This window comes from Pannonibacter sp., assembly GCF_051860505.1.
In the GTDB taxonomy this organism is placed as follows: domain Bacteria; phylum Pseudomonadota; class Alphaproteobacteria; order Rhizobiales; family Stappiaceae; genus Pannonibacter.
This window is the reverse complement of sequence record NZ_JBHYDX010000004.1, coordinates 155,405-181,118: the sequence shown is the minus strand read 5'-3', so window position 1 is coordinate 181,118 and position 25,714 is coordinate 155,405. Positions and strand designations below refer to the sequence as shown.

Here is a 25,714-nt window from a genome sequence, read left to right as displayed (position 1 = left end):
GCCAACCGTTCCGGTTCTTGTCCTGCGTCATTCCTCTGCGCCACCGCCGGCCCGTCTGCGGCGCCACAGGCGCAGCACGACCGGCAGGAGCGCCACGAGCCCCATGGCAACCAGGGCCGTCACCAGTTGCGGCGTCAACAGGGCCATCAGGCTGACCTTGCAATCGCCGCGCGCGGCGCAGCCAGGATCCAGCGCCTCCTGGGCGGCGATCACGCTGTCAAAGCCTGATCCGACCATGGCGAAGGCAAAGGTTCCCGGCAAGATGCCGATTGCGGTTGTAAGCACATAGATGCCGAGCGGCACCTGAAACAGCGCCGGGGCAATATTGACGAGCCAGAACGGAAACACCGGCGTCAGGCGCAGGAACAGAAGATAGCTTGCCGCATCCCGGCGGAAGCCGTCGGACAGCTTGCGCACGAAGGGCCCGGCCCGCCGTGCCAGCACGGTGCCCAGCGACGAGCGGGCAATCAGGAACACAAGTGTTGCCCCAACCGTCGCCCCTGTGACTGCCACCAGCCCGCCCATCCACCAGCCGAACATTGCGCCGGCGGCAACTGTCAGCAACACGCCGCCGGGAAAGGACATGGCCACCACGGCGGCATAGGCCAGCGCGAACAGCGCCATGGCCTCCAGCCGGTTGCCACTGACATAGGTTGAAAGGGCCTCCCGGTGCCGGATCAGGCCAGAGAGACTGAGTGCCTCGTGCCAGCCATTGAGATACCCGGTCAGGGTCAGGCCGGCGAGGAGGCAGAGCGCGCCCCAGCGCAGCAGGGGCGCCACTGGGAATCGGCGGGTCTGGTCAGGTTCGGACATGGGGTCTGGCTGGCCTGTAAGAGGTGCTGCATCCGGGATGCCCTTGCCAGGGAAACTATTCTAGGGCGGCGGCGGCAAGGGCCTAGCAAAGGCATCTGGCACGAACATTACCCCCAATGCTTGGCAAAAGCGTTGCTGTCACCGATATTTGAGGCGGATGTTCCCCCTGCCTCACCGCTGTGTGATGGTGCGGCAGCTCCGGTCCGGCGCGTCCGCCCGGCGGTCGGAAAGCGCGCGGAACGCGTTGACTTGGAGCCGGAGCCCCCGTATAAGCGCGCTCGACCCGGACTTGCACCCCCTTGTCCAGACCGTAAGCCTATGCCCGCAGGGACAGGTTTCAAGTGTTTGGCAGGTCGTGGTGCTTCCAGCCCAGACTTTCTTAATCCAAAAGGGCCGCGCGACGGCGCGGATAACAAAAATGAAGCGTACGTATCAGCCGAGCCGCCTCGTTCGTAAGCGCCGTCACGGCTTCCGCCTCCGCATGGCGACCAAGAACGGCCGTCAGGTTCTCGCCCGTCGCCGGGCCAAGGGCCGCAAGAGCCTCAGCGCGTAATACGCGCCCGGCCGCGGCGATTGTGACCGGACCTTTCAGGACATGGATCAACAACGCCGCCGCAGCCAATCATGAAAACTCTTAAAAAGCGCTCCGAGTTTCTGGCCGTCGCCACTGGTGGACGGACAGACCGGCGCGCTTTTGCATTGCAGGGCCTTGCTCGGAGCGACGAGGATCCGTCCTCCCGCGTCGGCTACACGGTCACGAAAAAGACCGGGAACGCGGTGGAGCGGAACCGGATCCGCCGTCGGCTCAGGGCTGCAATTGCCCAGATCGGCGATGACAGCATTCCGCCCAGTGCGGATTTTGTGATCATCGGTCGCCGTGCCGCACTGTCCCTGCCCTTTACCGATCTGGTACGTGATCTTATCTCAGGGCTGCGACCGGCTCTCGATCCGAAGACTGCCCGGCCACGGCACGGCCGGCGTCCGGCCGCTGGCAAGGGACGGCAAGGCAATCCGGGTCGGGGACCATCTGGTCCTGACCATCACAAGACCGACAAACACACGGCCGAACAAAACAAGGGGTGACGGCAGCTCATGGCTGACAATCGCAATACGTTCATCGCCATCGCTCTGTCGCTGGTCATCCTGGTTGGCTGGCAGTACTTCATTGTCGCGCCGCAGATGGAGCAGCAGCGGGCCGAGCAGGCGCAGCAGGAAGCCGCGCGCCAGGCTGCCAATCCGCAGGCTCCGATGCCCGCCGGCACGACCGGATCGGCCAGCATTCCGGGTGCCGCAGACGGCCAGCCGGTTGCAGTGACGCGCGAAGCCGCCCTCGCCCAGTCGACCCGCGTTGCGATCGATACCCCGCGCGTTTCCGGCTCGATCAATCTGACCGGCGGCCGCGTCGACGACATCCGTCTGAAGGACTATCGCGAGACGGTCGACCCGACGAGCCCGACCATCGTGCTGTTCTCGCCGAAGGGCACGCAGCAGGCCTATTACGCCGACTACGGCTGGGTCGCCGATGCCGGTGTGACAGTCGCCCTGCCGGGTCCGGACACCGCGTGGACCGCCAGCAGCACCGCACTCAGCCCGTCCTCGCCGGTCACCCTGACCTGGGACAATGGCGCCGGCCTCGTGTTCACGCGGACTTTCGCCATCGACGAGAACTACATGTTCACGGTGACACAGGGCGTTTCAAACAGCACTGCGGCGCCCGTGTCGCTGTACCACTACGGCCTGATCGCCCGCCGCGGCACGCCGAAGACCGAGAACTTCTACATCCTGCATGAAGGCCTGATCGGCTTTGTCGGCGAAGAGGGCCTCACCGAAGTCGACTACGACGAGGTTCAGGAAGAAAAGCAGATCAAGCCCGGCAAATCCGACAAGGGCTGGCTGGGTATCACCGACAAGTACTGGGCAACGAGCCTTGCACCGGTTGCCGGCACCAGCTTCGAGCCGACCTTCAGCTACAATTCCCTGACCGACATCTACCAGGCCGACTTCCTTGGCGATGCTGTCGCAGTTCAGCCGGGTGCCAAGGGCGAAGCGGTGTCCTACCTGTTTGCAGGCGCCAAGGAAACCAAGCTGATCGACGCCTACGAGGACACGCTGAAGATCGAAGGCTTCGAGCTGCTGATCGACTGGGGCTGGTTCTACTTCCTGACCAAGCCGATGTTCTTCGTCATCGACTGGCTGTTCCATCTGGTCGGCAACTTCGGCGTCGCCATCCTGCTGGTAACCGTCCTCGTCAAGCTGGTCTTCTACCCGCTTGCCAACAAGTCTTACGTCTCCATGAGCAAGATGAAGCTCGTGCAGCCGCAGATGCTGGACATTCGCGAGAAATACAAGGACGACAAGGCCAAGCAGCAGCAGGCCTTGATGGAGCTGTACAAGTCCGAGAAGATCAATCCGCTCGCCGGCTGCCTTCCCGTGCTGATCCAGATCCCGGTGTTCTTCGCGCTCTACAAGGTGCTGTTCGTCACCATCGAAATGCGCCATGCGCCGTTCTTTGGCTGGATCCATGACCTGTCGGCACCGGACCCGACGACGCTGTTCAACCTGTTCGGCCTGATCCCATGGGATCCGCCGACCTTCCTGATGCTTGGCATCTGGCCGCTGATCATGGGCGTCACCATGTTCGTGCAGATGAAGATGAACCCGGCGCCGACCGATCCGGCCCAGCAGATCATCTTCACCTGGATGCCCGTCCTGTTCACCTTCATGCTGGCCTCGTTCCCGGCCGGTCTGGTGATCTACTGGGCCTGGAACAACAGCCTCTCGATCGCCCAGCAGTATGTCATCATGCGGCGCCAGGGTGTGAAAGTGGAACTCTGGGACAATCTGAAAGAAACCTTCAAGAAGAAGAAGCCGGCGGAAGACACCAAGGGCTGATCTTTCCTCACTGCATCGGTCCGGGCGTGCCTACATTGCATGTGGTCGCTTCCGGACCGATAGCGTGTTTCGCGAATGGAGCGTGTCATGACCAACTGAGCCCTTGCAAACGGGCCTGGCAGATTCTGGCGCCGCGACGGAAGTCGCCTGCCTGTCAGCGAGGCCGAATGTGAACTCAGGAGGCAAGACATGCACGGACCCAATCCAGACACCCGCTTTCCATTCGAGGGATCGAAGGAAATCGTTTTCCTCAAGGCGGTTGTCACCCGGCCATCGATAGAGGTCGGCGAATTCTCCTACTACCACGACGCCGTGGAGCCGGAGCGCTTCGAGGAAACCTGCGTCCTCTACCATTTCGACTTCATGGGCGATCGGCTTGTCATCGGACGTTTCTGTGCGATTGCAAGCCGGGTACAGTTCATCATGAACGGTGCGAACCACGAAATGGGCAGGCTTTCGACGTTCCCGTTCGAGATCTTCGGCGCCGGCTGGGAACAGGGATTTGACTTTGCCGACCACGCAACCGGCAGTCGAGGCGACACGACCGTCGGCCATGACGTCTGGATCGGCAGGGAAGCGACAATCTTGCCCGGCGTGACAATCGGACATGGCGCCGTCATTGGCGCCCGCGCCGTCGTCGGGTCAGATGTTCCCGCCTATGCCATCGTGGTTGGGAACCCCGCCCGGGTCATCGGCTACCGGCATGACGCAGCAACACGCAGCAAACTGCTTGAAATTGCATGGTGGGATTGGCCGATTGAACGTATTACTGCGGCCTTGCCGATCTTGCGGTCGGGCGATGTGGCTGCCCTGGCTCGACTTGCGCCACACGCGGCGCCCAACCACACTGCGTAACCTGGGGCAACGCCCGCCATGCGCTAGGATTTGAACAGAACATGACCCACACACCCGAATTCACCGAAGATCAGCTCGAAGCCGGCCGTCTTCTGTTCGCCAAGCCCTGGACCTTTGTCACCAGCGTCGCGGACATGCGCCAGCTCCCCGCTTCGGTCGGCGTCGAGATCACCTTCGCAGGGCGCTCGAACGTGGGCAAGTCGAGCCTGATCAACGCCCTCACCGGGCGCAAGGATCTGGCCCGCACGTCGAATACGCCCGGCCGCACCCAGATGCTGAACTTCTTCGCCGCGCCTGAAACAGGCATGACCCTCGTCGACATGCCTGGCTATGGCTACGCCGAAGCGCCGAAATCCATGGTCGACGCCTGGACGGCCCTGGTGTTCTCCTACCTGCGCGGCCGGCCGAACCTGCGCCGCGTGTTCCTGCTGATCGACAGCCGCCACGGCATCAAGCAGAACGACCTCGACACGATGCAGTTGCTGGACAAGGCGGCCGTCGTCTACCAGGTCGTGCTGACCAAGACGGACAAGATCAAGCCGACCCAGCTGTCGGCCCTGCTTGATGCGACCGCAGACATCCTGCGCAAGCGCCCTGCAGCCTTTCCGACAATCGTCACCACCTCTTCGGAAAAGGGTCACGGACTGGACACGCTGCGCGCGGAAATTGCAAATCTGCTCGAACGTTAAGCCCTCTATCCGTACTTTTAATTAGAGACCCTGCGGCATTCTGGCGGATCTTGGCACTTTTACCTAACGGCATACACGTAACTTTAACGAGCATCGCGCCAGAGTGAGCCTGACAGAACCAACAATGGTCCAGGCGACGTGACACGGTTTTCCGCTCCGGATGAGAATGAATCGACGGCCCGCCCCTGCAGTGTACCTGCCGGTTGCAGCGTCCCTCGGATGACCTCCGGAGAGCGGGCTAACATGATGGTCCAGGTGCTGGAGGATCCGGATGAGCTGGACCTGAAGGCGCTGGCCGAACTGGCCAGGGGAATTGCAGGATGCGCCCGCGGCTTCGTTGCCATTCTCGAGGGACCGCAGACGATCGTCATCAACGCCGGCAATGGCGGAACTTTCGTCCTCAATACCGACGAAACCCTGTGCAGCGATGTCGTCCGCCAGGGCAAGGCCGTCGAGTATCAAGACCTGCGCCATGAACCTCATCTTGCCAGTCATCCCAGCGTGAGGACTGGCCTTCACTATTACGCCGGCTTTCCACTTCGCGACGTCAACGGCACGATCATCGCATCGCTCTGTGTCCAGGACTACGCTGCCCGGCCAGGCGGGCTGGACGATGCTACGCGTGCCATGTTGTCCCATCTTGGCCTCATCGCATCGCGTGTCCTGATCACTCGAAACCATACGACATGGCTGCGGGACTATCTCGATATTGCATCGGACTGGGTCTGGGAACACGACCCGGTCCACGGGGTCACCTTCTTGCCGACGCAGGTCGACACACCCGCCCGGACATGCCGCTTGGACGGCGGATCCGAAGAGGTTGAGTACGAGGCAAGTCCCGAGCTCCTCGCCCTTCTCGAGAACCACGACCCCGCCCAACCTTTGCGCGACCGGCGCTATCAGACGGTGTATCGCGGTCAGACCCACAGCATCAGCATCACGGCAAGGGCACGCTTCGGGCGGGACGGCACGTTCATCGGCTATCGCGGCATCTGCCGCGATGTCACCATCGAGGAGGAGAGCCGACGGCAGATGGAATATCTCGCCCGGCATGATTCCCTCACCGGACTGGCCAACCGCATCGGCTTCCACGCCGCCATTGACGCCGCCTATGCGGACTGGCAGGAGACCGGCGAACCGGCAACTCTGCTGCTTCTGGATCTCGACAATTTCAAGCTCATCAACGACACATACGGCCATGCAGCCGGGGATGATCTGCTCAAGGTCATCGCTGGCCGCCTGCGCGCTTGCGTCTCTGACGAGGCCACCATTGCCCGGCTTGGCGGCGATGAATTTGCCATCCTCGACCCTGCCTTGCGCCGCGATGTTGCCATTGAGGACTGCGCCACGGGGCTCGTCCGGGCGCTGTCGGATCCGGTCCATTTCGATGGTCGCAGCGTCGCCTGCGGCGTCAGCATCGGGGTTGCGCTGCTGCCGCGCGATGGCGGCACCCCGGATCAGTTGCTTGGCAACGCTGACCTTGCCCTTTATGCGGCAAAGGCAGAGGGTCGCGGACGCTACAAGGTGTTCCAGCCCCCCATGCGCGAGCGCATCGACAATCTCGACCGGTTGCGTCGCGGTGTTCTGCGGGCCCGCAAGGATGGCGCACTGGAAATCGGCCTGCGGGAGATCCGCAGCCTGACGGACAACAGCCTGATCGGCGCCCAGGCCGTTCCTGTCTGGAACCGCGCCGATGGCAGCAGCCGCGTCCTGGATCACCTGCACGAGGAGCTTGGCTCGTCGGTAGAAGCGCTGGATGCAGCCAACTGGCTGCTCGAACATGCCATCGACCTTGCACGGGCGTGGCACAGCCTCGCCTCCCATCGCCTGCGCCTGCGCGTCGGTCTTGCTCCGGCGCAGCTCGCCGATCCGGGTCTTGCCATCCGTGTCAGGTCGCTCCTGGCCCGCTCAGGCCTTGCCCCGAGCGCCCTGCAGCTGGACCTCAGTGCCAGCATGCTTGCCGGCCTGACACCGGACATGTTCGCAAGTCTTGCCACCTTGAAGGGGGATGGAATTCACCTTGGCCTGACGGGTTATGGCGGCGGAACGACGACCCCTGCCCAGTTGATTGCTGCAGGCATTGACCGGGTGGGCCTGAACCTCACATCGGCCATGGAAACCGGGGTGGACAGGCCATTCCGTCTCGCCCAGGCCCTGGCTCGCCTTGCCCTTGATCTCGGATTGTCCGTGACCGCGGAAGGCGTGACCACTCGCGCCGAGGAGCGCAGCCTCGCTCTTGCCGGCTGTGACGAGTTTCTCCTCGTTGCCTCGGCCCCGCTGAAATCGCAGGCAGCTTTCCTGCGTCAGATCGCGCGATCCGAGGAGCGTTGCCAGCCCGGCGTCCAGGCCTTCGCCGGCTGAGACCCCGCCAAAGCGCGTTGAGTAGCCCCGCCAAACCGGCTATAGACGCTGACCGGCCCGAAAGGCCGTCCGGGCGGCAGTGCCGCGCCGGCCCCGCCACCGCAGCAGCGAGCGCCACCGCCCATGACCAGCCCAACGACCAGTCAGGACTTCCTCAGCAACGCGCATATCATTGCCCAGGCCCTGCCCTACATGCAGCGCTACGACAAGAAGCGCGTCGTGGTGAAGTACGGCGGCCATGCCATGGGTGACGCCGAACTTGGCCGCGCCTTCGCCCGTGACATTACCCTTCTGCGCCAGTCGGGCGTGCATCCGGTCGTCGTGCATGGCGGCGGCCCGCAGATCGGTTCCATGCTGACCCGTCTTGGCATCGTCTCCGAGTTCAAGGGCGGGTTGCGCGTCACCGACAAGGCCACCGTCGAGATCGTCGAGATGGTCCTGGCCGGCTCGATCAACAAGGAAATCGTCCAGTCGATCAACGCCGAAGGCGGCCGTGCGGTCGGCCTCAGTGGCAAGGACGGCAACCTCGTCAAGGCGCGCAAGCTGACGCGGACCATGATCGACCCCAATTCCCACATCGAGCAGATCGTCGATCTCGGCTTCGTCGGTGAGCCGGCTGTCGTCAATCCGACCATGCTCGAGCTGATGTTGAAGGAAGACCTGATCCCGGTCGTGGCCCCTGTCGCCCCCGGCGAGGATGGCGAGACCTATAACATCAACGCCGACACTTTCGCCGGTGCCATCGCCGGCGCGCTGAATGCCTCACGCCTCCTGTTCCTCACCGACGTTCCCGGCGTTCTCGACAAGGACGGCAAGCTGATCAAGCAGCTCACCGTTGCCCGCGCCCACGAGCTCATCGCCGATGGCACCATCTCCGGCGGCATGATCCCGAAGGTCGAGACCTGCATCGAGGCGCTCGACCGGGGCGTGGAAGGCGTCGTCATCCTGGACGGCAAGGTTCCGCACGCCGTCCTCCTCGAACTCTTCACCGACCGCGGCGTCGGCACCCTGCTCTGCAAGTGAGCGGCCCCACCGGATCCGGCGAGGGCGGCCACGCCCACACCTACGACCTTCGCGCCTTCACCGGCGTGGAGGCCTGGGTGTTCGACCTCGACAACACGCTCTACCCGGCGCATGTCAATCTGTTCGCCCAGATCGACAAGCGCATCTCGGAGTATATTGCCAAGCTCCTGTCGATGGACGAGGTCACCGCGCGGATCCGCCAGAAGGAATATTACCGCGACTACGGCACGACGCTGCGCGGGCTGATGCTGGAACACCAGATCGAGCCCGACGACTTCCTCGCCTATGTCCATGACATCGACTATTCGCCGGTGCAGCCGGACCCGAAGCTGGGCGAGGCGATTGCTGCCCTGCCGGGCCGCAAGTTCATCTTCACCAACGGCGACCGTCCCCACGCCGAACGCACAGCCGCAGCCCTCGGCATCACAGACCATTTCGAGGACATCTTCGACATCGTCGCCGCCGGCCTGATGCCGAAGCCGAACCGCGAGACCTACGAGCTGTTCCTGAAGAAGACCGGCGTCGCCCCGGCGCGCGCGGCCATGTTCGAGGACCTCACCCGCAACCTGCTCGTGCCGCACAAGCTCGGCATGCGCACCGTGCTGATCGTGCCGCAGGGCACGCGCGAGGTGTTCCGCGAGGCCTGGGAGATGGAAGGTCAGGACGCCCCGCATGTCGACTTTGCCACCGACGACCTCGGCGGCTTCCTGCACGCGGTGCTGGGGGCCCTGAAAACCGGCTGAGCGCGGCCCAAACGCCACCCATAGACGCAACGCCGTCCTTGGCTGTATTGAGAAAACATCAAGTCACCACAGCCGAAAGCCACCATGGTCTCCCTGCGCGCCCTTCATGCCTTTGCGCTCCTCGCCCGCCATGGCCGGGCCGCGCAGGCAGCGGATGATCTTGGCGTCTCGCCCTCGGCCCTGTCGCATCTCCTGCGCAAGCTGGAGAGCGAACTCGGCGCGACGCTGGTGCTACGCGATGGCCGTGGCCTGACCCTGACCGAGGAAGGCAAGCGCCTCGCCCTTGGCCTTGGCGATGCCTTCGAGCGCATCGAGACTGCCGTCGACAGTTTCCGCCGCCGCAGCCGGACCGAGCTGCGCATCTCCACGGTCTCCACCTTCGCCACCCGCTGGCTGATCCCGCGCCTGCCGGATTTCCAGGCGGTGCAGCCGGATGTGGAACTGCTGCTGTCGGCCACCACCCGCGTGATCGATCTCGACCGCGAGAACTACGATTGCGCAATCCGCCTCGGCACCGGCGACTGGCCCGGCATCGAGAGCACGCTGCTGTGGCGCGAGCATCTCGCCGTCGCCATGGCGCCGCGCCTCTTGACGCCCGAGATGAACACCGCCCAGCCCGGTCTTTCCGGCCTTCGCCTGCTGCACAGCGCCTCACGCCGCGATGACTGGCCGAAGTGGCTCGCCCACGCCGGGCTGAAACACGCGGACGCCGGGTCCGGCATGGTGCTGGAAAGCCGCGATCTGGCCATCCAGGCCGCCGTCGCCGGCATGGGCGCCATCGCCATCGACCGCCGCTTCGTGGCGCAGGAACTGGCCGCCGGGCATCTGGTCATGCCGGACTGGCCGGTGATGCAGCTCGACACCGGTTACTGGTTCGTCCGCTCGCCCGGCCGACCGCTCAGCCGCCCGGTCTCCGGCTTCCGCGACTGGCTCTTTGCCGCCGCCTCACAGGACGCGACCGGCCAGGCCTCAGCCCATCCGGCCCCATAGCAGGCCAAGGATCGCGGCCACAATCAGCACGCAGCCGGCCAGCTCCCGGCCATTGACCCTTTCCTTGAAGAAAAACCACGAGAAGGCCAGCGTGAACACCAGCTCCACCTGCGCCAGCGCCCGCACATAGGCCACCTGCTGCAGGGTCATGGCCGTGAACCAGCCCGCCGATCCGGCAACGCCCACCAGCCCGACCCACACCGCCTGCCGCCAGTGGACACAGCTCGCCTTCAGCTGATCCGGTTCGCGCAGCGCCATCCACACGATCATCACCACCGACTGGAACGCCGTCACCACCGCCAGCGCATAGGCGGCCTGCATCAGATAGCCCGGCCCGTCCAGCGCCAGCGAGGCGGCGCGGTAAAAGGCGGCCGATGCGCCGAACAGCGCCGCGCTGGCAAGCCCGATCAGCGCCGGCTTGCCCGTCAGCGAGGCCAGGATCGCCCTGGCTGTCATCGGCACCCGCGCCATGGAAATGAGGATGACGCCCGCCACCCCGACCGCTATGGCAATCGCGGCGGAGAGATCCACATGCTCGCCCAGGATCAAGACGCCGAACAGCGCGGCCTGCACCGGCTCGGTCTTGCTGTAGGCCGTCCCGACCGCGAAGTTGCGGAAGGAAAACAGATGCACCAAGAGGAAGGTCGCGCCGATCTGCGCCAGACCGCCCAGCACCGCCGCCACGGCAAAGTCAGCCCCCGGCACCGGCAGCGCCATGCCGAAGCCCCAATGCAGCACGCCGACATAGGCCAGCGCGAAAGGGAAACCGTAACCGAACCGCACGAAGGTCGCGCCCGTCGTGCCGAGCCGTCCCTTCAGGTGTTTCTGCAAGGCGGAGCGCAGGTTCTGGCAGAAGGCGGCAAACAGGGTAACGACGATCCACAGGGGCATGTCCGGCTCCGGCTGGCGTGGACACGGGACCGATTCCCGCCTTCGCCAGCGCTGCACCCTAGACGCCCGGCACCCATGCCGCACTTGAGTGCTTCTCAAGTCGCATCAAGCATTGACTCAAACCGGTACGCCGCCTTTTATCCGCGCGAACAGATTTTCATACCTCTGCGGAGCCGCACAAACCCATGTCGCACGATCTCACCCAGCTTGCCGCCACCATTGACGCCGCCTTCGAGAACCGCGCCACTATCGACACCAGCACCCGGGGCGAGGCACGCGACGCGGTCGAGACCACGCTGAACCTTCTCGATCGCGGCCAGCTGCGCGTCGCCGAAAAGCAGGAGAACGGCGCCTGGCACGTGAACCAGTGGGCCAAGAAGGCCGTGCTTCTGTCCTTCCGTCTCAACCCGATGGACGTGATCAAGGGCGGCCCGGGTCAGGCCACCTGGTGGGACAAGGTTCCGTCCAAGTTCGACGGCTGGAGCGGTGTCAACTTCGAGGAAGCCGGCTTCCGCGCCGTTCCGGGCTGCATCGTTCGCCGCTCCGCCTTCATCGGCAAGGGCGTGGTGCTGATGCCCTCCTTCGTCAACCTCGGCGCCTATGTTGATGAAGGCACCATGGTCGACACCTGGGCCACCGTCGGCTCCTGCGCCCAGATCGGCAAGAACGTGCATCTGTCCGGCGGCGTCGGCATCGGCGGCGTCCTCGAGCCGCTGCAGGCCGGCCCGGTCATCATCGAGGACAACTGCTTCATCGGCGCCCGCTCGGAAGTCGTCGAGGGCGTGATCGTGCGCGAAGGCGCGGTCCTGTCCATGGGCGTCTTCATCAGCGCCTCGACCAAGATCATCGACCGCACCACCGGCGAAGTCTTCATCGGCGAAGTACCGGCCTATTCCGTGGTCGTCCCGGGCGCCATGCCGGGCAAGCCGCTGCCGGACGGCACCCCGGGCCCGAGCCTCGCCTGCGCCGTCATCGTCAAGCGCGTCGACGCCCAGACCCGCGCCAAGACCGCCATCAACGACCTCCTGCGCGACTGATCTGCCGCACCGCGTCGTCCGAGCTTGCTGCCTGGACGACGCAATGCATCAGGGCGCTCGTCGGCGAGCCTCTGTGCCTTACGACTGACTTTAGTGGTTACTAGGCCCCTGCCTGCGCAGGGGCGACGATGGTGCGGGCAATGTGCCAGTTTCGTCGCCCCTGCGCAGGCAGGGGCCCAGTAAACGGGGCGCCCAACTCCGGTCAAAGCCGCAAAACACCTGTCCCCCACCCAGACAGCCCCTCCCCCTTTCTGTTCCGTCATTCTGCGTGTAAACCGGGTCCATGCTATCCTGTGCCCGCGCGAGCCTGTGCGCGGGCTTTTTGCACCGGAGCCCTCATGGATCAGGCCTTCTTCCTGAAGATGTTCGCCGCGCTGATCGCCATCGTCAGCCCGCCGGCGAACCTGCCTGTGTTCCTGAGCCTGACCGCCGGCCGCACGCCGGCCGAGCAGCGCAGCGTTGCCATCACCGCCATTGCCGGCCTGACCATCGGTGCCGTTGTGGTCTCCTTCACCGGTGAGGCCATCCTGACCCTGTTCGGCATCTCGCTGGATGCGTTCCGCCTGGCCGGTGGCTTCCTTATCCTGCTGATTGCCATCAATCTGGTTTCGGGCGAGCAGAGCAACGTGCACCATGGCACCGACCAGGAGCGCCGCCGCCAGGCCTTTGCCGGAAACCCCGGCATCTATCCTCTCGCCGTGCCGATGCTGCTGGGTCCAGGCACCATCACCACGCTGATCATCTTCCGCGGCGAAGCCATCGACCGGGCGGATGACATCGCCTATGCCGCAGCGCTCGGCCTGACCATCGCCCTGATGGCCGGCACCTTGCTCGCCGCCCCTTTCCTTGGCCGCATGATGGGCGAGACCGCCACCAGCATCATGAGCCGCATCATGGGCATGCTGCTGGCCGCCATCGCCATGGAAATGATGGTCGCCAGCCTCAAAGTGCTGTTGCCGGGCCTTGCCTGACTGCGCCATAAGAGCGGCACGCCGAACCTGGACACTGGACGCACATGACCCTTCGCATCGTCTTCATGGGTACCCCGGACTTTTCCGTGCCCACCCTCATGGAAATCGTCGGCCAGGGCCATGACATCGTCGCCTGCTACAGCCAGCCGCCCCGGCCTGCCGGCCGCGGCATGGAGCTGAAGAAGTCGCCCGTGCACGAAGCCGCCGAAGCGCTCGGCATCCCGGTGTTCACGCCGAAATCGCTGAAAGGCACCGAGGACCAGGACGTCTTTGCCAGCCACGACGCCGATGTCGCCGTTGTGGTCGCCTATGGGCTGCTGCTGCCGCAGGCGGTGCTGGATGCGCCGCGCGAAGGCTGCCTCAACCTTCATGCCTCGATGCTGCCGCGCTGGCGCGGTGCTGCTCCCATCAACCGCGCCATCATGGCCGGCGACACGGAAACCGCTGTCCAGGTCATGCGCATGGAAGCCGGCCTCGACACCGGCCCGGTCTGCATGTCCGAGACGCTGGCCATCGGGCCGGACATGACCGCCGGCGAGCTGCATGACCGGCTGTCGGCGCTCGGCGGCGATCTCATGGTCCGCGCCCTGGCCGCCCTGTCGCGCAACGCGCTCGGCCAGACGCCCCAGTCCGAAGCCGGCGTCACCTATGCGTCCAAACTGTCCAAGGACGAAACCCGGATCGACTGGACACGGCCGGCGGCCGAGGTCCACAATCACATCCGCGGCCTGTCGCCCTTCCCCGGCGCCTGGTGCGAGCCCGTGCTCGCCGGCAAGGGGGAACGGGTGAAGGTGCTGCGCTCGAAGCTGGCCGACGGGTCCGGCGCGCCTGGAACGGTGCTGGATGTCTCCGGCGATCCGGTGATCGCCTGCGGCACCGGTGCAATCCGCCTGGTCACCGTCCAGCGCGCCGGCAAGAAGCCGATGCCGGGCGAGGAGTTCCAGCGCGGCGCCAAGCTGACAGCGGGCGACGTGATCGCCTGATCGAGACGAGAAACAGAGGCGCTTGGGTCGCATGGCACAACCTCTCAGCCCCCCTCCCCCTCGTGGGGAGGGGTTGGGGGTGGGGGGCTCTGAGCTGGCGGCAGTCCTTCACGGCTCTCTTTTTAAAGAGGCAATCGCAGAGGACAGCGATTCGATACTATACCGGCGGGAGATGCTTTCCCCCCACCCCTCCCCCCTCCCCACCAGGGGGAGGGGCGCGGAAAGCCCTCGCCCTAGGAACAGGATCTGCAACTGACGCAGTGTTCCTGAAGGAAGAGCGGAAAAAGGACACCGTATGAGCGATCTGAGCAACACGCCAAGGATCAGCATCCACCCGGTTGGCGCCGGTGACGAGGCGGCGGTGGCCGATGTCATCCGGGCGGCCTTCGGGCAGGAGGCCGAGGTCCGGCTCGTGCACAACCTGCGCCATTGCGGGGCCTTGGTGCTCGAGTTGCTCGCCCGGACCGACGATGGCCGCGTCGCCGGTCATGTCGCCTTCAGCCGCGTGACCGGTGCCGGCGCTGGCCACCGGCTGCAGATTTCCTGCCTGGCTCCCGTTTCGGTACATCCGGACCTGCAGCGCACCGGCATCGGCTCGGCCCTGATCCGGTCCGGCCTTGAGGACCTGCGCAAGCTTGGCGAGGATCTGGTCCTTGTTCTGGGCCCCCCGGCCTACTATCCCCGCTTCGGCTTCGATGCGGAGCTGGCAAAAAAAGTCCAGGCGCCCTATGCCGGTGCGGCCTTCATGGCACTGGCGCTCAGCGATGCCGGCAACCGCGATCTGCCCGTCGAGGTCAGCTTCGCCTCTCCCTTCGAGGAGTTCGAATAGGGCAATGCCGCGTTACAAGCTGACCATCGAATATGACGGCCGCCCCTTTGTCGGCTGGCAGCGGCAGGCCAACGGTCCCTCGGTCCAGGCCGTGCTCGAACGCGCCGTGAAATCCTTTTGCGGCGAGGACATCACCATTGGCGGCGCCGGCCGCACCGACACCGGCGTGCATGCCACCGGCCAGGTCGCCCACGTCGACCTGACGCGCGACTGGCCAACCGAGACCGTGATGGGCGCGCTCAACTTCTACTGCCTGCCGGATGCGGTGGCGGTCATGTCTTGCGAGAAGATGCATGATGGCTTCGACGCCCGGTTTTCAGCCATCCGCCGTGCCTATCGCTACCGCATTCTCAACCGGGTTCCCCCGGTAACGTTTGAACGGGGACTGGTCTGGCACGTGAAACCGGACCTCGACGCCGCCGCGATGCACGCGGCCGCCCAGGTCTTCGTCGGTCACCACGACTTCACAACCTTCCGCCACACCCGCTGCCAGGCGAAAAGCCCGGAGAAGACGCTGGAGGTCTTCACCGTCCGTCGTCAGGGGGAAGAAATCATCGCCGAATGCGCGTCGCGGTCCTTCCTGCACAATCAGGTCCGCTCGATGGTCGGCACGCTCAAGCTGGTCGGCGAAGGCCGCTGGTGCGCCGATGACGTTCGCGCCGCCCTTGCCGCGCGCGACCGCAAGGCCTGCGGTCCGGTTGCACCACCTGACGGATTGTATCTGACACGGGTCGACTATCGCCCTGTCGAGGCGGACCTGGCCTGGCGCGCCGCCAGGTCGGCGGCGCGTGAGGACGTTCAGGCGGATGCGGCCGGGGCAGACGATGACGATGACGGCGAGGGGTCGACCGACTGAACTGTATCCGCAGGCGCCTCCGGCAGCACGCAACTGCGGTAAATGTGCCAGGTCGTATGGCCCAGCACCGGTAGGGTGATCAGCAGGCCGACGAAGGCCGGCACCATGGAGATGATCAGCGTCACGGTCACCACCAGCGCCCAGCCGATCATTGGCACCGGAGAGGCAACGACGGCCCGGACGCTGGTGATCATCGCGGTGATGAAGTCCCGATCCTGATCCATCAGCAGCGGGAACGAGATCACCGTCAGCGAGAACAGCACCACCGACAGCAGCGCCCCGACCACATGGCCGATCGCCAGGAACATCAGCCCCTCGGGCGTGGAGATCACGGTCTCGACAAACTCGCCGAACGAGGCAAAGGACTGGAAGCCGAGGAACAGCGCCAGCAGCAAGCGCACCTGGTACATCCACATGATCATCACGAACAGCACTACAAATGCCATCCAGGCGATTTCCTTGCCCCGCTGCGCCCAGATCACCCCAAGGACTGCCGACCAGCTCAGCGGCTGGTTGCCCTCGATCCGGCGGCTCACTTCATACAATCCGCAGGCGATGAAAGGTCCGACCAGGGCAAAGCCGGCAGCCAGCGGATAGCTCAGGTAGCTCATCTGCAGCGCGGAGGCGGTCAGGATGATGAACAGCCCGCCGAGCGCATAGATCGCTCCGAAGAACAGACCGTATTGTGGTGCACGGCGAAAATCGCGCAGGCCCTCCGCCAGCGCATCGACGATGTCCTCGACCTGGATGACCATCACCACCGGATCGGGCCGTGTGACCGGCGCCGGCGGGGAGGAAGGGGGCGTGGAAGCGGCGGGCGTGGTGTCCTCAATCTGCATGGCTGCGTTTCTCCGGAAGTGTCCTTGTTTTCTCCCAGATTGACCTGAAATTGTCGCAAGGCCAACCGTAGTTTCCGGTACGCTGGAGGTCTCTTTTTGCGCCTCTCCGAGCTTTTGCTTGATCCGCCGACCGGTTGGCACTACCTGCGGGGAAGACGCGTTCCGAACAGACCGGTTTCCAGATGCAGCATGATCTTCCTCCGGCCAACACGGCCCCCGGCTTTTTCTGGCTGTTCCTCAGCCCGATCGGCCGTCTGGGCCGCAAGCCCTACTGGCTGGCGCTGGTCCTTTTATGGATCGTCATTGCCATCGCAGCCAACATGTGGGTGAAGTCCCTGCCGCCGGAAACAGACATGACGGCCCTGCAGGTCGCGGATTTCCTGAACTCCAACCCTCTGTTTCCATTGCTTTTTCTGATCGTGACAGCCGTCGAGCTGGCGCTGGTGATCAAGCGTCTGCAGGATCTCGGCCTGCCCGGATTGCTGGCCCTGCTGGCCTTCGTGCCAGGGATCAACATCCTGGGCATTTTCGCGCTGGGTTTTTTTCCCGGCAATTCTGGCCCCAATCGCTACGGCCCGATGACCAACAGCTACTACCGCCGCAGCTAGTCACCCTGCTCACCGATTGACGCCAGGCCTTTGGCAGGGCTACAGACAAAGGCATCATGACCCAGCCCTTCTCCTCCGCCGTCACCATCGCCTGCGATCTCGTCCGCTGCCCTTCCGTCACACCGGCCGAGGGCGGCGCCTTGCAAGCGCTTGAAAAGACACTGCAATCAGCAGGGTTTACCGTTACCCGCGTGGTCTTCTCCGACCTCGACACGCCGGACATCGAGAACCTCTTCGCCACCATCGGCAACGGCAACCCCCACTTCGTCTTTGCCGGTCACACCGATGTGGTCCCGGCCGGCGACCTGACCGCCTGGCGTCACGGCCCCTTCGACGGCACCATTGAGGACGGAGTTCTTTACGGACGCGGCGCCGTTGACATGAAGGGCGGCATCGCCGCCTTCGCCGCCGCAGCGCTGGCGTTTCTGGAAAACCGGGGACCAGATTTCGGTGGCACGATCTCTTTCCTCATCACCGGCGACGAGGAAGGGCCCGCCGTCAACGGCACGGTCAAGCTGCTGGAATGGACGAAAGCTCAAGGTTATCAATTCGATGCCTGCATCGTCGGCGAACCGACGAACCCTTCCGTCCTCGGCGAGGCCATCAAGATCGGCCGACGCGGCTCGCTGTCCGGCGTGGTCAGCGTGACCGGCACGCAAGGCCATGTCGCCTATCCGCACCTGGCGCGGAACCCGATACCGGGCCTTCTGACCCTGCTCTCGGCCCTCGAAAACCTGGTGCTTGATCAGGGCAACGAACGGTTCGAGCCGTCCAACCTCGAGATCGTCAACATCGAAGTCGGCAATTCCGCCTTCAATGTCATCCCGGCGCGAGCCGAAGGACGGTTCAACATTCGCTACAATGATGAGTGGACGCTGGCGGGCCTGAAAGACAAGATCATCGCGACACTGCAGGCAGCCGCACCGCAAGGGCTTGAATACACTCTTGAATTCAAACGCGATGCGAGCGAATCCTTTTTGACGCACGACGCCAGGCTGATTGCCAGCCTGTCAGACGCGGTGGAAATGGAGACCGGCTGGAGGCCCGAACTGTCGACCGGAGGCGGGACGTCCGACGCCCGCTTCATCAAGAACTATTGCCCGGTCGTCGAGTTCGGCCTGGTCGGCCAGACGATGCACAAGATCGATGAATGCGTGCCGCTTGAAGATCTCGACCGACTGGCCGCGATCTATCGCCGCTTCCTTGACGCCTATTTTCCTGCAGCTGCGGAGTAATCGATGTTCCGGCCTGGCGAGCTGAAGACGGCACTGACAGCAAGCTGGGCGCTTTTTCGCGGCGATGCGTCGGCGATCAATGCATTCGATATGTCGATGTCCGGGTTCTGGCGATCTTTTCTCGCCATTCTCCCGTTACTTCCGCTGTATTTCATCAACGTACAGTCGGAAAAGAAGCTGCTTCTGTCTGACGGGCAGATACCGGTTGAAACTTTTTCTGAGAACGCCTTCTGGTTCACCCAGTTCCTGTCTCTCGGCCTTGACTGGATCCTGTTTCCGCTGATCCTTGCCTTGCTCGCCGGGCCGCTCGGGCTATCGACAGGTTACGTTCGCTTCATTGTCCTGCGCAACTGGACAAGCATCCTCTGCTCGTTGCCCTTTGTGCTGGCGGCGCTGCTGCATCTGGCAGGTTTCCTCAACCAGGGCGGCGTGCTGATGATCAGCCTGCTGACCGTCGGCGCTGTGTTGCACTTCCGCTACAGGCTCGCCCGCCTTGCCTTCGGCGCGCCGGCCAGCGTCTGCATCGGTCTGGTCGCCTTGGACTTTCTGCTCTCCCTGCTGATCGGCGTCCTCATCATTCGCGCCTGATCAACCCGGTTCAGACAACCGGCCTGCTGTTAATCGGGAGTTATCCGGGGGGTGATATGACACTCTCAAGGGGCAAGGTCGCGCAAACCTCGCCGTCACCATCCATTGACCGCGCGGGAGCTTGCCCAGACGCGGACCGTTGATTTGTCAGGAGTTCAGCGTGCTCGACCTGTCGCCCGTTTCCGCACAGAACAGCTTTCGCAAGAAGCGTATCCAGTCACTTGCCCGGATGATTGATGACGTCATTCGCGTGAAGGGGCACTGCCGGATCATTGACATCGGCGGTGTCAGAGGGTTCTGGCTCGTCTGGCGCAATGAACTCGACTTCGCCAACATCACGGTTGACTGCGTCAATCTGTTTCCCGAGACCGATCCATTGCCGGAAGACATGGAAAATGTCCACATGCGCCTCGGAAATGCCTGCGACCTGGCTGATGTTGCTGACAACGCCTACGACATTGCCTTCTCGAATTCAGTGATTGAACATGTCGGCTCCTGGGGCAACAAGAAGGCTTTCGCCCGCGAAGCACGCCGGGTTGCCCCGTCCTATGCAATCCAGACGCCAAGCTTCGCCTTCCCGGTCGAGCCGCATGCGCGCACGCCGTTCCTGCACTGGCTGCCGGACCCGCTGCGTTACCGGATCCACCTCGCCATGACCACCGGCTTCTATCCCAAGGCTGCCGACCTGGACCAGGCCATGGCCTCGCTGGAAGATGCGCGCATGCTGGACCTGCGCCAGATGCGTTACCTGTTCCCGGATGGGGAAATCGAGAAGGAGAAATTCTTCGGCCTGACCAAGTCCTTCACGGCCGTCCGGCATGGGACGCCGCAGTAATTCAGAGGCGCGGGATCAGGCCTTCTCAGCCAGACGGGCCTGTTTCTGGAACTTCTTGACGACGCGGTCCCGCTTCAGCTTGGACAGATAGTCGATGAAAAGCTTGCCATTGAGATGGTCCAGTTCATGCTGGATACAGGTGGCAAGCAGACCATCGGCGTGGATCTCGCATTCCCCGCCGGTTCGGTCCAGAAACCGGACCTTGATCTCTGCCGGCCGCTCGACTTCCTCATAGTATTCGGGGATCGACAGGCAGCCCTCCTGGTAGACTGACAGCTCCTCCGAAGACCAGACGATCTCCGGATTGATGAAGACAAGCGGGGCCTTCGGCTGATCTTCCTTGGCAACATCGACCACGAACAGCCGCTTCAACTCACCAACCTGGCTCGCCGCAAGGCCAATGCCAGGCGCTGCATACATGGTCTCTAGCATGTCATCGGCCAATTGCCGGATGCTGTCATCCACGTTTGCTACGGGATTGCAGACCTGGCGCAGGACCGGGTCAGGGAGGATGAGGATATCGCGTTTGCTCATGCAGACGAGATAGGCAAAGCCGCGCCAACGGTCAACGGCATTCCTTATGCGGCGAAGCTGGAAACGCAGGAAATGCTGTCAACGCGCTGATCGCAAGTGCGAGCCTGCACAAGCGCCCGAATCGTTCTATGTTTGTTTCATGCAAGATACCCTTTTCATCTTTGGTACCCGGCCCGTCAGCGTGCTGGAAGCCACCATCGCTGCAGCCCTCGTGCTGCTGGCCATCCTGCTGCTTGTCGCCTTCAAGACGCTGCGCCAGATCCGGGAGGGCGCGACCAGCGAGGCAATCGCAGCCGAGCGGATCCAGGAACTGGAATCGCATCTGTCGCAGATGCTGAAGGCGCAAGGCGAAATGACCGGGCGGATGCAGACGATGGCCGAGGTGTTCGGCTCGCGCCAGTCAGACATGATGCGCGCTGTCAACGAGCGGCTGGACGGCATGGGCCACAAGCTTGGCCTGTCGATGGCCGACACGACCAAGCAGACGCATGAAGGCCTCAGGCAGGTGCATGAACGTCTGGCGGTGATCGACCGGGCGCAACGGACAATCTCCGACCTGTCCGGTCAGGTTGGCCAGTTGCAGGCGATCCTCTCCAACAAGCAGACGCGCGGTGCCTTTGGCCAGGCGCGGATGGAGGCGATCATTCAGGATCAGTTGCCTCCGTCCGGCTACAGCTTCCAGGCGACCCTGTCGGGCGGCTCGCGGCCGGATTGTCTCGTCCACATGCCGAATGGCGCCTTGCCGCTGGCCATCGATGCGAAGTTCCCGCTGGAGGCTTTCAACCTGCTGCGGGACGCGGGAACGGATGAGGCGTTGAAGCTTGCGCAGACGCAGTTTCGCCGCGACTTCTCCAAGCACATCGGCGACATCAAGGACCGCTACCTGATCCCCGGCGAAACCCAGGACACGGCCTTCCTGTTCGTGCCTTCGGAGAGCATCTTTGCAGAGTTGAACGAGAATTTCGAAGACCTGATCCAGAAGGCACACCGGGCGCGGGTCGTGATCGTTTCACCGTCGCTCCTGATGCTGTCGATCCAGGTCATCCAGGCCGTGCTGCGCGATGCCCGGATGCGCGAGCAGGCGCATCTGATCCAGGCCGAGGTCCGGCATCTGACCGATGACATCGTTCGCCTGAACGAGCGGGTCGGCAAGCTGCAGTCGCATTTCATGCAAGCCAACAAGGATATCGACCAGATCCTGATCTCGACCGAAAAGATTGGCAAGCGCGGGCGCAAGATCGAGGACCTGGATCTGGGCGAGATCACGGTGGAGGCGAAGTCCACCGCGCTCGGCAGCACGACAGGAGAGCGCGTCAGGCTGATGGCCGGTGAGGAGTAATTCCGCCCGGCCATTGACCGTTAAAGCCGGCGAATGCCTGTCAGTGCCCCGTATTCCTTGGCACCGATGCGGGCAAGCGCTTCGGCAAGAGGCTCCTGCGATACGGTCATGGTGAAGCCATTGGCGTGGGTAAGAAGTTCTGGCGTCGACAGCACGCCAACGTGTCCGCGCCAGAACAGAAGATCGCCGCGACGCAGATCCGCTGGAAGAGGGTCGCCCTCGCGGAAGGCAAGCGCAGTGCCGGCTTCGGCCTCCTGCATGTCGCTGTCACGCGGCAGGACATAGCCGGCGAAAGCGGCCGAAAGCTGCACAAGGGCGGAACAGTCAAGGCCGAGCGTCGAGCGCCCGCCCCAGAGGTAAGGGGTGCCAACGAGGCTTTCCGTAATCGCGACCCAGTCCGCCTCGACATGACCTTCAGCGACCAGATGCCGTGCGACGACAAAGGAACCATCGGCGAGGCGCGCATAGGACAGCCCCCGCGTCTCCGCTTCTGCCACAACGGTGACCTTCGACCCGAGCGAGAGATATCCGATCGGCGGAAACTTCAGGTCGGGACCGGGATAGCGGAAGGTACGCAAGGCGCGGACGTGGTGCGTTGCCGCCAGGTCGAACGGCGCGATGTCATCGGACGAAAGCCAGCCGACATAGCCATCGGTGCGCAATTGCCCCCAGGCCCAGCCTTCCATCGTCGTCTCGAAGATATCGATGACCTCGCCGTAGAGTGCCTCTGTATCGATGCCACAATCTGGGCGAGGCTCGCGGCGCAGCGCCGTGGTGGCCGCCGCTATCCGGTAAGGGACGGGATCGGCATAGTGCGCCGCCTCGACACGCCCCCGATAGCTTGCTGCAGCCAGATCGGCGCGCACCGGGTGGCGGCGGCGGTCAAAGGTTGCGGACATTTCCAGTCTCCTTCACCGTGGCAGGGGCTTTTTCATCGTGGCAGTGACTTGGCCTTTTCAACCACGAGATCGCCCAGACGGTCGAGGTAAAGAGCGCCCTCTACCGTGCGGGTGATGATGACGTTGCGCTTGTCGGCCTCGTCGCGCTTGCGCGAGAGAAGCCGCATGCCACCCAGCGTATCGAGCGCGCGGGTGATCGCCGGTTTGGTTACATCGAGGCGGGCCGCCAGCCCCCGCACCGTGTGCGGAGGCGGCTCCAGATAGACAGTCAGCAGGATGGTGATCTGGCGCGCCGACAAATCCTGATCCCCGTCGCGGACGAGAGAGAGATTGACGTCGTGCCAGAGCTTGAGCGCCTGCGAGGCGCGGATCTCCACCGCCATGGGTCTGGCGCGCTCCCTTGAGAGAATCGGACAGCCTCAGCAGACCACACAATCGTTTCGCCCGCGTTATTATTTGGCCGGATAGCGCTCGCTCAGCAGCGAGAACAGGGCGCGCAGGGCCTGGCCTTCGCCTCCGGACGGCTTGCCGGGCCGCTCGATCGGCGTCCAGGCAAAGATGTCGAAATGGGCCCAGGCGGTAGCGTTCTCGACGAAGCGGGAGAGGAACAGCGCTGCCGTGACCGATCCCGCGAAGCCGGCACCGGACTGGTTGACGTTGTTCATGTCCGCGACCTTGCTGTCGAGATACTTCATGTAGGGCTGCCACAGCGGCATGCGCCACAGCGGATCTGCGACCTTTTCGGCATGCTCTGCGATGTCCGCCGCCAAGGCCTCATCGGCCGTGTAGAAGGGCGGCAGATCCGGCCCGAGCGCAACACGGGCGGCGCCGGTCAGTGTTGCCATGTCGAGGAGCAGGTCCGGCGCTTCCTCGTCGGCGAGGGTCAGCGCATCCGCCAGGACGAGGCGGCCTTCCGCATCGGTGTTGCCGATCTCGACGGTCAGGCCCTTGCGGCTCGGCAGCACGTCGCCCGGGCGGAAGGCGTCGCCCGAGATGGCGTTTTCCACGGCCGGGATCAGCACCCGCAGGCGGACAGGCAGCTTCGCATCCATGATCAGATGCGCCAGCCCAAGGACATTGGCCGAGCCGCCCATGTCCTTTTTCATCAGCAGCATGGAACTGGAAGGCTTGATGTCGAGACCGCCGGTGTCGAAGACGACGCCCTTGCCGACCAGCGTCACCTTGGGATCGCTTTCATCGCCCCAGGCGCAGTCGATCAGGCGCGGTGCACGCGCGGCGTCCGCAGCGCGGCCGACGGCATGGATCATCGGGAAGTTCTGCGCTAGCAGATCATCGCCCAGCACGACACGGCTGGCGCCGCCATGCGCCGCAAAAAGGCCGGTTGCCGCGGTCTCAAGCTCGGCCGGGCCCATGTCATTGGCTGGCGTGTTGACGAGATCGCGGACAAAGGCGACAGCGGTCACGATGCGCTGCACCCGGGCGAGCATCGCTGTGTCGTTCAGATACAGGCGCGGCTGTTCCTTCTGGTCGCCCGAGCGGTAGCGGGTGAAACGATAGGCGCTGAGGCCGAAGGCAAGCGCTGCCTGCTCCTCGTCAGCAAAGCCTTCGGCAAAGGCGTAGTCGCCAGCCGGGAGACTGGCGAGAGCGCCGCCGGCCATCGGATCTGCCGTTCCCTCTTCCGGCACGCCGAACAGGACGGCCGCCGGGGTCGCGCCGGGTCCCGGGACGACGAGCAGGCTGCCAGCTGCGGCCTTGTAGCCCTGGAGGGCAGCCCAACCTGCCGCGTTGGATCCGAGCTGTTCGAGAACAGCCGGGAGGCTTGCCACGGTGACCGGATGGATCCGGACGGGGACGGACGATGCATCGATCGGACGAAGCAGATCTGCGGGGGCGGCGGGCAAAACGGACACGGAAACGCTCCTTGGCGTCGGAAGGCGGGAGTACCAGAGGTAATCCCCTGCCCGCCGCTTTGCAATCATCTGACGCCGGCAGTTGTGTGCCGGTTTCGCAAACTGCAGCCAGTTAACAATGCATTAGGGTTAACGAGATATTGCTCGGGTAAAGGTCGCCTGTCGTGCGACCCGTCCCTGAGTTCTCCCAGGAGCCCGACATGTCCGAAAGCGCCGCGACCCGTCCGGCCCGTCCGCACAGGATCCTCACCCTGGCTGCCACTGCCCTTGCGCTGACCCTCATCGGGGGCTGTGCCAAGACAACACGCGGAACCACCGGGACCCATGCCGCGCCGGACGTGAACTACATTGCCCCCGGCTCGTCGGAGGCGCGCGCCGAAGTCGATCGCTGGGGCGGGGCCTATCAGTCCAATCCCTCCGACAGAAATGCCGCAATCGGCTACTCCAATGCCCTGCGCCGCAACGGGCAGCTTGAGCAGGCGACGGCAGTTCTGCGTCAGTTCATCATCAAGAACGGCAATGACCGGGATGTTGCATCCGCCTATGGCAAACTGTTGGCGATGACAGGCAACTTTGCGGAGGCGCTGAACGTGCTTCAGGATGCACAGTCGCCAACACAGCCGGACTGGCGCCTGATGTCAGCGGAGGGCGCCGTGCATGATCAGATGGGCAACAATGCAAGGGCCCGTCAGCTCTACACCCAGGCGCTGAAGATTGCCCCTGACGAGCCATCAATCCTCAACAATCTCGGTCTGTCCCATCTTCTCTCTGGCCAGTTGCCGGATGCGGAATATGCATTGCGGCGGGCGGCGCAAAATCCGCGCGCCGACAGCCGGATCCGCCAGAACCTGGCCCTCACGCTGGCGCTGCAGGGGAAATTCCAGGAAGCCGAGACGGTGGCGACAGCCGAGTTAGACCCGCAGCAAGCCGCCTCGAACATTGCTTATGTTCGAGCCATGCTTGACGCACGCCGGCAGCAGGGCGCGGCCCCCGCGCAGGGGCGGACACCGCAACGCGGCTGACCGAGCTTTTA

The 25,714-nt window shown here is 64.0% G+C and carries 27 protein-coding genes; 20 read left to right on the top strand and 7 right to left on the bottom strand.

Translation table 11 applies throughout. The features are described 5' to 3' along the window. Positions 1 to 27: 27 nt before the first annotated feature. Positions 28 to 813, bottom strand: a complete 786-nt coding sequence (locus ACTIFE_RS04630) for a TVP38/TMEM64 family protein (protein WP_439527995.1) — start codon at positions 811 to 813, stop codon at positions 28 to 30. Between the two features lie 418 nt (positions 814 to 1,231). Here ACTIFE_RS04630 and rpmH point away from each other — a divergent pair, with 418 nt between their 5' ends. The 9 genes from rpmH to ACTIFE_RS04585 all read left to right on the top strand — a co-directional run bounded on the left by rpmH (position 1,232) and on the right by ACTIFE_RS04585 (position 10,366). Continuing rightward, the gene (gene rpmH, locus ACTIFE_RS04625; RefSeq protein WP_439527994.1) at positions 1,232 to 1,366 is read left to right on the top strand and encodes a 50S ribosomal protein L34; all 135 of its coding nucleotides are present in this window, start codon (positions 1,232 to 1,234) and stop codon (positions 1,364 to 1,366) included. Between the two features lie 71 nt (positions 1,367 to 1,437). Next, on the top strand, positions 1,438 to 1,896 hold the full coding sequence (gene rnpA, locus ACTIFE_RS04620; RefSeq protein ID WP_439527993.1) for a ribonuclease P protein component: 459 nt from the start codon (positions 1,438 to 1,440) through the stop codon (positions 1,894 to 1,896). Positions 1,897 to 1,905: 9 nt separating this feature from the next. After that, on the top strand, positions 1,906 to 3,705 hold the full coding sequence (gene yidC, locus ACTIFE_RS04615) for a membrane protein insertase YidC (RefSeq protein ID WP_439527992.1): 1,800 nt from the start codon (positions 1,906 to 1,908) through the stop codon (positions 3,703 to 3,705). Positions 3,706 to 3,894: 189 nt separating this feature from the next. Next, on the top strand, positions 3,895 to 4,560 hold the full coding sequence (locus ACTIFE_RS04610) for a CatB-related O-acetyltransferase (protein WP_439527991.1): 666 nt from the start codon (positions 3,895 to 3,897) through the stop codon (positions 4,558 to 4,560). A gap of 41 nt (positions 4,561 to 4,601) precedes the next feature. Continuing rightward, positions 4,602 to 5,249 carry a ribosome biogenesis GTP-binding protein YihA/YsxC gene (gene yihA, locus ACTIFE_RS04605; RefSeq protein ID WP_439527990.1) on the top strand — a complete coding sequence of 216 codons (648 nt, stop codon included), beginning with the start codon at positions 4,602 to 4,604 and terminating at the stop codon, positions 5,247 to 5,249. 243 nt (positions 5,250 to 5,492) lie between these two features. Next, complete coding sequence (locus ACTIFE_RS04600; protein WP_439527989.1) at positions 5,493 to 7,610, top strand: diguanylate cyclase domain-containing protein; 2,118 nt, start codon at positions 5,493 to 5,495, stop codon at positions 7,608 to 7,610. Positions 7,611 to 7,733: 123 nt separating this feature from the next. Beyond that, entirely contained in the window at positions 7,734 to 8,633 is a 900-nt protein-coding gene (gene argB / locus ACTIFE_RS04595; RefSeq protein ID WP_439527988.1) for an acetylglutamate kinase, read from the top strand. After that, on the top strand, positions 8,630 to 9,376 hold the full coding sequence (locus tag ACTIFE_RS04590; RefSeq protein WP_439527987.1) for a pyrimidine 5'-nucleotidase: 747 nt from the start codon (positions 8,630 to 8,632) through the stop codon (positions 9,374 to 9,376). The genes argB and ACTIFE_RS04590 overlap by 4 nt, the downstream gene beginning before the upstream one ends. An 84-nt stretch (positions 9,377 to 9,460) precedes the next feature. Next, positions 9,461 to 10,366, top strand: coding sequence for a LysR substrate-binding domain-containing protein (locus tag ACTIFE_RS04585; RefSeq protein ID WP_439527986.1), 906 nt, complete (start codon positions 9,461 to 9,463; stop codon positions 10,364 to 10,366). On the opposite strand, the gene ACTIFE_RS04580 is transcribed toward ACTIFE_RS04585, so the two are convergent. Further along, entirely contained in the window at positions 10,346 to 11,257 is a 912-nt protein-coding gene (locus ACTIFE_RS04580; protein WP_439527985.1) for an EamA family transporter, read from the bottom strand. The genes ACTIFE_RS04585 and ACTIFE_RS04580 overlap by 21 nt on opposite strands. A gap of 185 nt (positions 11,258 to 11,442) precedes the next feature. Here ACTIFE_RS04580 and dapD point away from each other — a divergent pair, with 185 nt between their 5' ends. The 5 genes from dapD (at position 11,443) to truA (ending at position 15,933) form a co-directional block, all read left to right on the top strand. After that, on the top strand, positions 11,443 to 12,294 hold the full coding sequence (gene dapD, locus ACTIFE_RS04575; protein WP_439527984.1) for a 2,3,4,5-tetrahydropyridine-2,6-dicarboxylate N-succinyltransferase: 852 nt from the start codon (positions 11,443 to 11,445) through the stop codon (positions 12,292 to 12,294). 338 nt (positions 12,295 to 12,632) lie between these two features. Then, on the top strand, positions 12,633 to 13,265 hold the full coding sequence (locus ACTIFE_RS04570; protein ID WP_439527983.1) for a MarC family protein: 633 nt from the start codon (positions 12,633 to 12,635) through the stop codon (positions 13,263 to 13,265). A 44-nt stretch (positions 13,266 to 13,309) separates the two neighbouring features. Beyond that, complete coding sequence (fmt, locus tag ACTIFE_RS04565) at positions 13,310 to 14,248, top strand: methionyl-tRNA formyltransferase (protein WP_439527982.1); 939 nt, start codon at positions 13,310 to 13,312, stop codon at positions 14,246 to 14,248. Between the two features lie 295 nt (positions 14,249 to 14,543). Beyond that, positions 14,544 to 15,077, top strand: a complete 534-nt coding sequence (locus tag ACTIFE_RS04560) for a GNAT family N-acetyltransferase (RefSeq protein ID WP_439527981.1) — start codon at positions 14,544 to 14,546, stop codon at positions 15,075 to 15,077. Between the two features lie 4 nt (positions 15,078 to 15,081). Beyond that, positions 15,082 to 15,933 carry a tRNA pseudouridine(38-40) synthase TruA gene (truA, locus tag ACTIFE_RS04555; RefSeq protein WP_439527980.1) on the top strand — a complete coding sequence of 284 codons (852 nt, stop codon included), beginning with the start codon at positions 15,082 to 15,084 and terminating at the stop codon, positions 15,931 to 15,933. Here truA and ACTIFE_RS04550 read toward each other — a convergent pair. Continuing rightward, the gene (locus tag ACTIFE_RS04550) at positions 15,876 to 16,688 is read right to left on the bottom strand and encodes a DUF2189 domain-containing protein (RefSeq protein ID WP_439528008.1); all 813 of its coding nucleotides are present in this window, start codon (positions 16,686 to 16,688) and stop codon (positions 15,876 to 15,878) included. The two genes, truA and ACTIFE_RS04550, sit on opposite strands and share 58 nt — an antisense overlap. A 266-nt stretch (positions 16,689 to 16,954) precedes the next feature. On the opposite strand from ACTIFE_RS04550, the gene ACTIFE_RS04545 reads away from it, so the two are divergent. From ACTIFE_RS04545 to ACTIFE_RS04530, 4 genes are all read left to right on the top strand, one after another. Beyond that, positions 16,955 to 17,380, top strand: a complete 426-nt coding sequence (locus tag ACTIFE_RS04545) for a DUF805 domain-containing protein (RefSeq protein WP_439527979.1) — start codon at positions 16,955 to 16,957, stop codon at positions 17,378 to 17,380. A 56-nt stretch (positions 17,381 to 17,436) separates the two neighbouring features. Beyond that, positions 17,437 to 18,615 (top strand): succinyl-diaminopimelate desuccinylase, encoded by a 1,179-nt coding sequence (dapE, locus tag ACTIFE_RS04540; protein ID WP_439527978.1) that lies wholly within the window; start codon positions 17,437 to 17,439, stop codon positions 18,613 to 18,615. 3 nt (positions 18,616 to 18,618) lie between these two features. Continuing rightward, a complete protein-coding gene (locus tag ACTIFE_RS04535) occupies positions 18,619 to 19,203 on the top strand; it encodes a hypothetical protein (RefSeq protein WP_439527977.1) in 585 nt (194 codons plus the stop codon). 160 nt (positions 19,204 to 19,363) lie between these two features. Next, the gene (locus ACTIFE_RS04530) at positions 19,364 to 20,038 is read left to right on the top strand and encodes a methyltransferase domain-containing protein (protein WP_439527976.1); all 675 of its coding nucleotides are present in this window, start codon (positions 19,364 to 19,366) and stop codon (positions 20,036 to 20,038) included. Between the two features lie 15 nt (positions 20,039 to 20,053). Here ACTIFE_RS04530 and def read toward each other — a convergent pair whose 3' ends face one another. Further along, the gene (gene def / locus ACTIFE_RS04525; protein WP_439527975.1) at positions 20,054 to 20,572 is read right to left on the bottom strand and encodes a peptide deformylase; all 519 of its coding nucleotides are present in this window, start codon (positions 20,570 to 20,572) and stop codon (positions 20,054 to 20,056) included. Between the two features lie 139 nt (positions 20,573 to 20,711). On the opposite strand from def, the gene ACTIFE_RS04520 reads away from it, so the two are divergent. Then, complete coding sequence (locus ACTIFE_RS04520; protein WP_439527974.1) at positions 20,712 to 21,911, top strand: DNA recombination protein RmuC; 1,200 nt, start codon at positions 20,712 to 20,714, stop codon at positions 21,909 to 21,911. 20 nt (positions 21,912 to 21,931) lie between these two features. On the opposite strand, the gene ACTIFE_RS04515 is transcribed toward ACTIFE_RS04520, so the two are convergent. From ACTIFE_RS04515 to ACTIFE_RS04505, 3 genes are all read right to left on the bottom strand, one after another. Further along, the gene (locus ACTIFE_RS04515) at positions 21,932 to 22,810 is read right to left on the bottom strand and encodes a C40 family peptidase (protein WP_439527973.1); all 879 of its coding nucleotides are present in this window, start codon (positions 22,808 to 22,810) and stop codon (positions 21,932 to 21,934) included. A gap of 32 nt (positions 22,811 to 22,842) precedes the next feature. After that, entirely contained in the window at positions 22,843 to 23,193 is a 351-nt protein-coding gene (locus ACTIFE_RS04510) for a MarR family transcriptional regulator (protein ID WP_439527972.1), read from the bottom strand. 69 nt (positions 23,194 to 23,262) lie between these two features. Beyond that, entirely contained in the window at positions 23,263 to 24,612 is a 1,350-nt protein-coding gene (locus ACTIFE_RS04505) for a leucyl aminopeptidase family protein (RefSeq protein WP_439528007.1), read from the bottom strand. A 269-nt stretch (positions 24,613 to 24,881) separates the two neighbouring features. Here ACTIFE_RS04505 and ACTIFE_RS04500 point away from each other — a divergent pair, with 269 nt between their 5' ends. Next, positions 24,882 to 25,703 (top strand): tetratricopeptide repeat protein, encoded by an 822-nt coding sequence (locus ACTIFE_RS04500; RefSeq protein WP_439527971.1) that lies wholly within the window; start codon positions 24,882 to 24,884, stop codon positions 25,701 to 25,703. Positions 25,704 to 25,714: the final 11 nt, after the last annotated feature.

Excerpts from the sequence above, each read along its gene's own strand:
- dapD (WP_439527984.1), top strand. The coding sequence starts at position 11,443 with ATGTCGCACGATCTCACCCAGCTTGCCGCCACCATTGACGCCGCCTTC.
- ACTIFE_RS04550 (WP_439528008.1), bottom strand. The coding sequence starts at position 16,688 with ATGGTCATCCAGGTCGAGGACATCGTCGATGCGCTGGCGGAGGGCCTG.
- ACTIFE_RS04545 (WP_439527979.1), top strand. The coding sequence starts at position 16,955 with ATGCAGCATGATCTTCCTCCGGCCAACACGGCCCCCGGCTTTTTCTGG.
- ACTIFE_RS04570 (WP_439527983.1), top strand. The coding sequence starts at position 12,633 with ATGGATCAGGCCTTCTTCCTGAAGATGTTCGCCGCGCTGATCGCCATC.
- ACTIFE_RS04580 (WP_439527985.1), bottom strand. The coding sequence starts at position 11,257 with ATGCCCCTGTGGATCGTCGTTACCCTGTTTGCCGCCTTCTGCCAGAAC.
- ACTIFE_RS04585 (WP_439527986.1), top strand. The coding sequence starts at position 9,461 with ATGGTCTCCCTGCGCGCCCTTCATGCCTTTGCGCTCCTCGCCCGCCAT.
- fmt (WP_439527982.1), top strand. The coding sequence starts at position 13,310 with ATGACCCTTCGCATCGTCTTCATGGGTACCCCGGACTTTTCCGTGCCC.
- ACTIFE_RS04600 (WP_439527989.1), top strand. The coding sequence starts at position 5,493 with ATGATGGTCCAGGTGCTGGAGGATCCGGATGAGCTGGACCTGAAGGCG.
- ACTIFE_RS04535 (WP_439527977.1), top strand. The coding sequence starts at position 18,619 with ATGTTCCGGCCTGGCGAGCTGAAGACGGCACTGACAGCAAGCTGGGCG.
- ACTIFE_RS04630 (WP_439527995.1), bottom strand. The coding sequence starts at position 813 with ATGTCCGAACCTGACCAGACCCGCCGATTCCCAGTGGCGCCCCTGCTG.
- ACTIFE_RS04515 (WP_439527973.1), bottom strand. The coding sequence starts at position 22,810 with ATGTCCGCAACCTTTGACCGCCGCCGCCACCCGGTGCGCGCCGATCTG.
- def (WP_439527975.1), bottom strand. The coding sequence starts at position 20,572 with ATGAGCAAACGCGATATCCTCATCCTCCCTGACCCGGTCCTGCGCCAG.
- argB (WP_439527988.1), top strand. The coding sequence starts at position 7,734 with ATGACCAGCCCAACGACCAGTCAGGACTTCCTCAGCAACGCGCATATC.
- ACTIFE_RS04560 (WP_439527981.1), top strand. The coding sequence starts at position 14,544 with ATGAGCGATCTGAGCAACACGCCAAGGATCAGCATCCACCCGGTTGGC.
- truA (WP_439527980.1), top strand. The coding sequence starts at position 15,082 with ATGCCGCGTTACAAGCTGACCATCGAATATGACGGCCGCCCCTTTGTC.
- yidC (WP_439527992.1), top strand. The coding sequence starts at position 1,906 with ATGGCTGACAATCGCAATACGTTCATCGCCATCGCTCTGTCGCTGGTC.
- dapE (WP_439527978.1), top strand. The coding sequence starts at position 17,437 with ATGACCCAGCCCTTCTCCTCCGCCGTCACCATCGCCTGCGATCTCGTC.
- ACTIFE_RS04610 (WP_439527991.1), top strand. The coding sequence starts at position 3,895 with ATGCACGGACCCAATCCAGACACCCGCTTTCCATTCGAGGGATCGAAG.
- yihA (WP_439527990.1), top strand. The coding sequence starts at position 4,602 with ATGACCCACACACCCGAATTCACCGAAGATCAGCTCGAAGCCGGCCGT.
- ACTIFE_RS04500 (WP_439527971.1), top strand. The coding sequence starts at position 24,882 with ATGTCCGAAAGCGCCGCGACCCGTCCGGCCCGTCCGCACAGGATCCTC.
- ACTIFE_RS04520 (WP_439527974.1), top strand. The coding sequence starts at position 20,712 with ATGCAAGATACCCTTTTCATCTTTGGTACCCGGCCCGTCAGCGTGCTG.
- ACTIFE_RS04510 (WP_439527972.1), bottom strand. The coding sequence starts at position 23,193 with ATGGCGGTGGAGATCCGCGCCTCGCAGGCGCTCAAGCTCTGGCACGAC.
- rpmH (WP_439527994.1), top strand. The coding sequence starts at position 1,232 with ATGAAGCGTACGTATCAGCCGAGCCGCCTCGTTCGTAAGCGCCGTCAC.
- rnpA (WP_439527993.1), top strand. The coding sequence starts at position 1,438 with ATGAAAACTCTTAAAAAGCGCTCCGAGTTTCTGGCCGTCGCCACTGGT.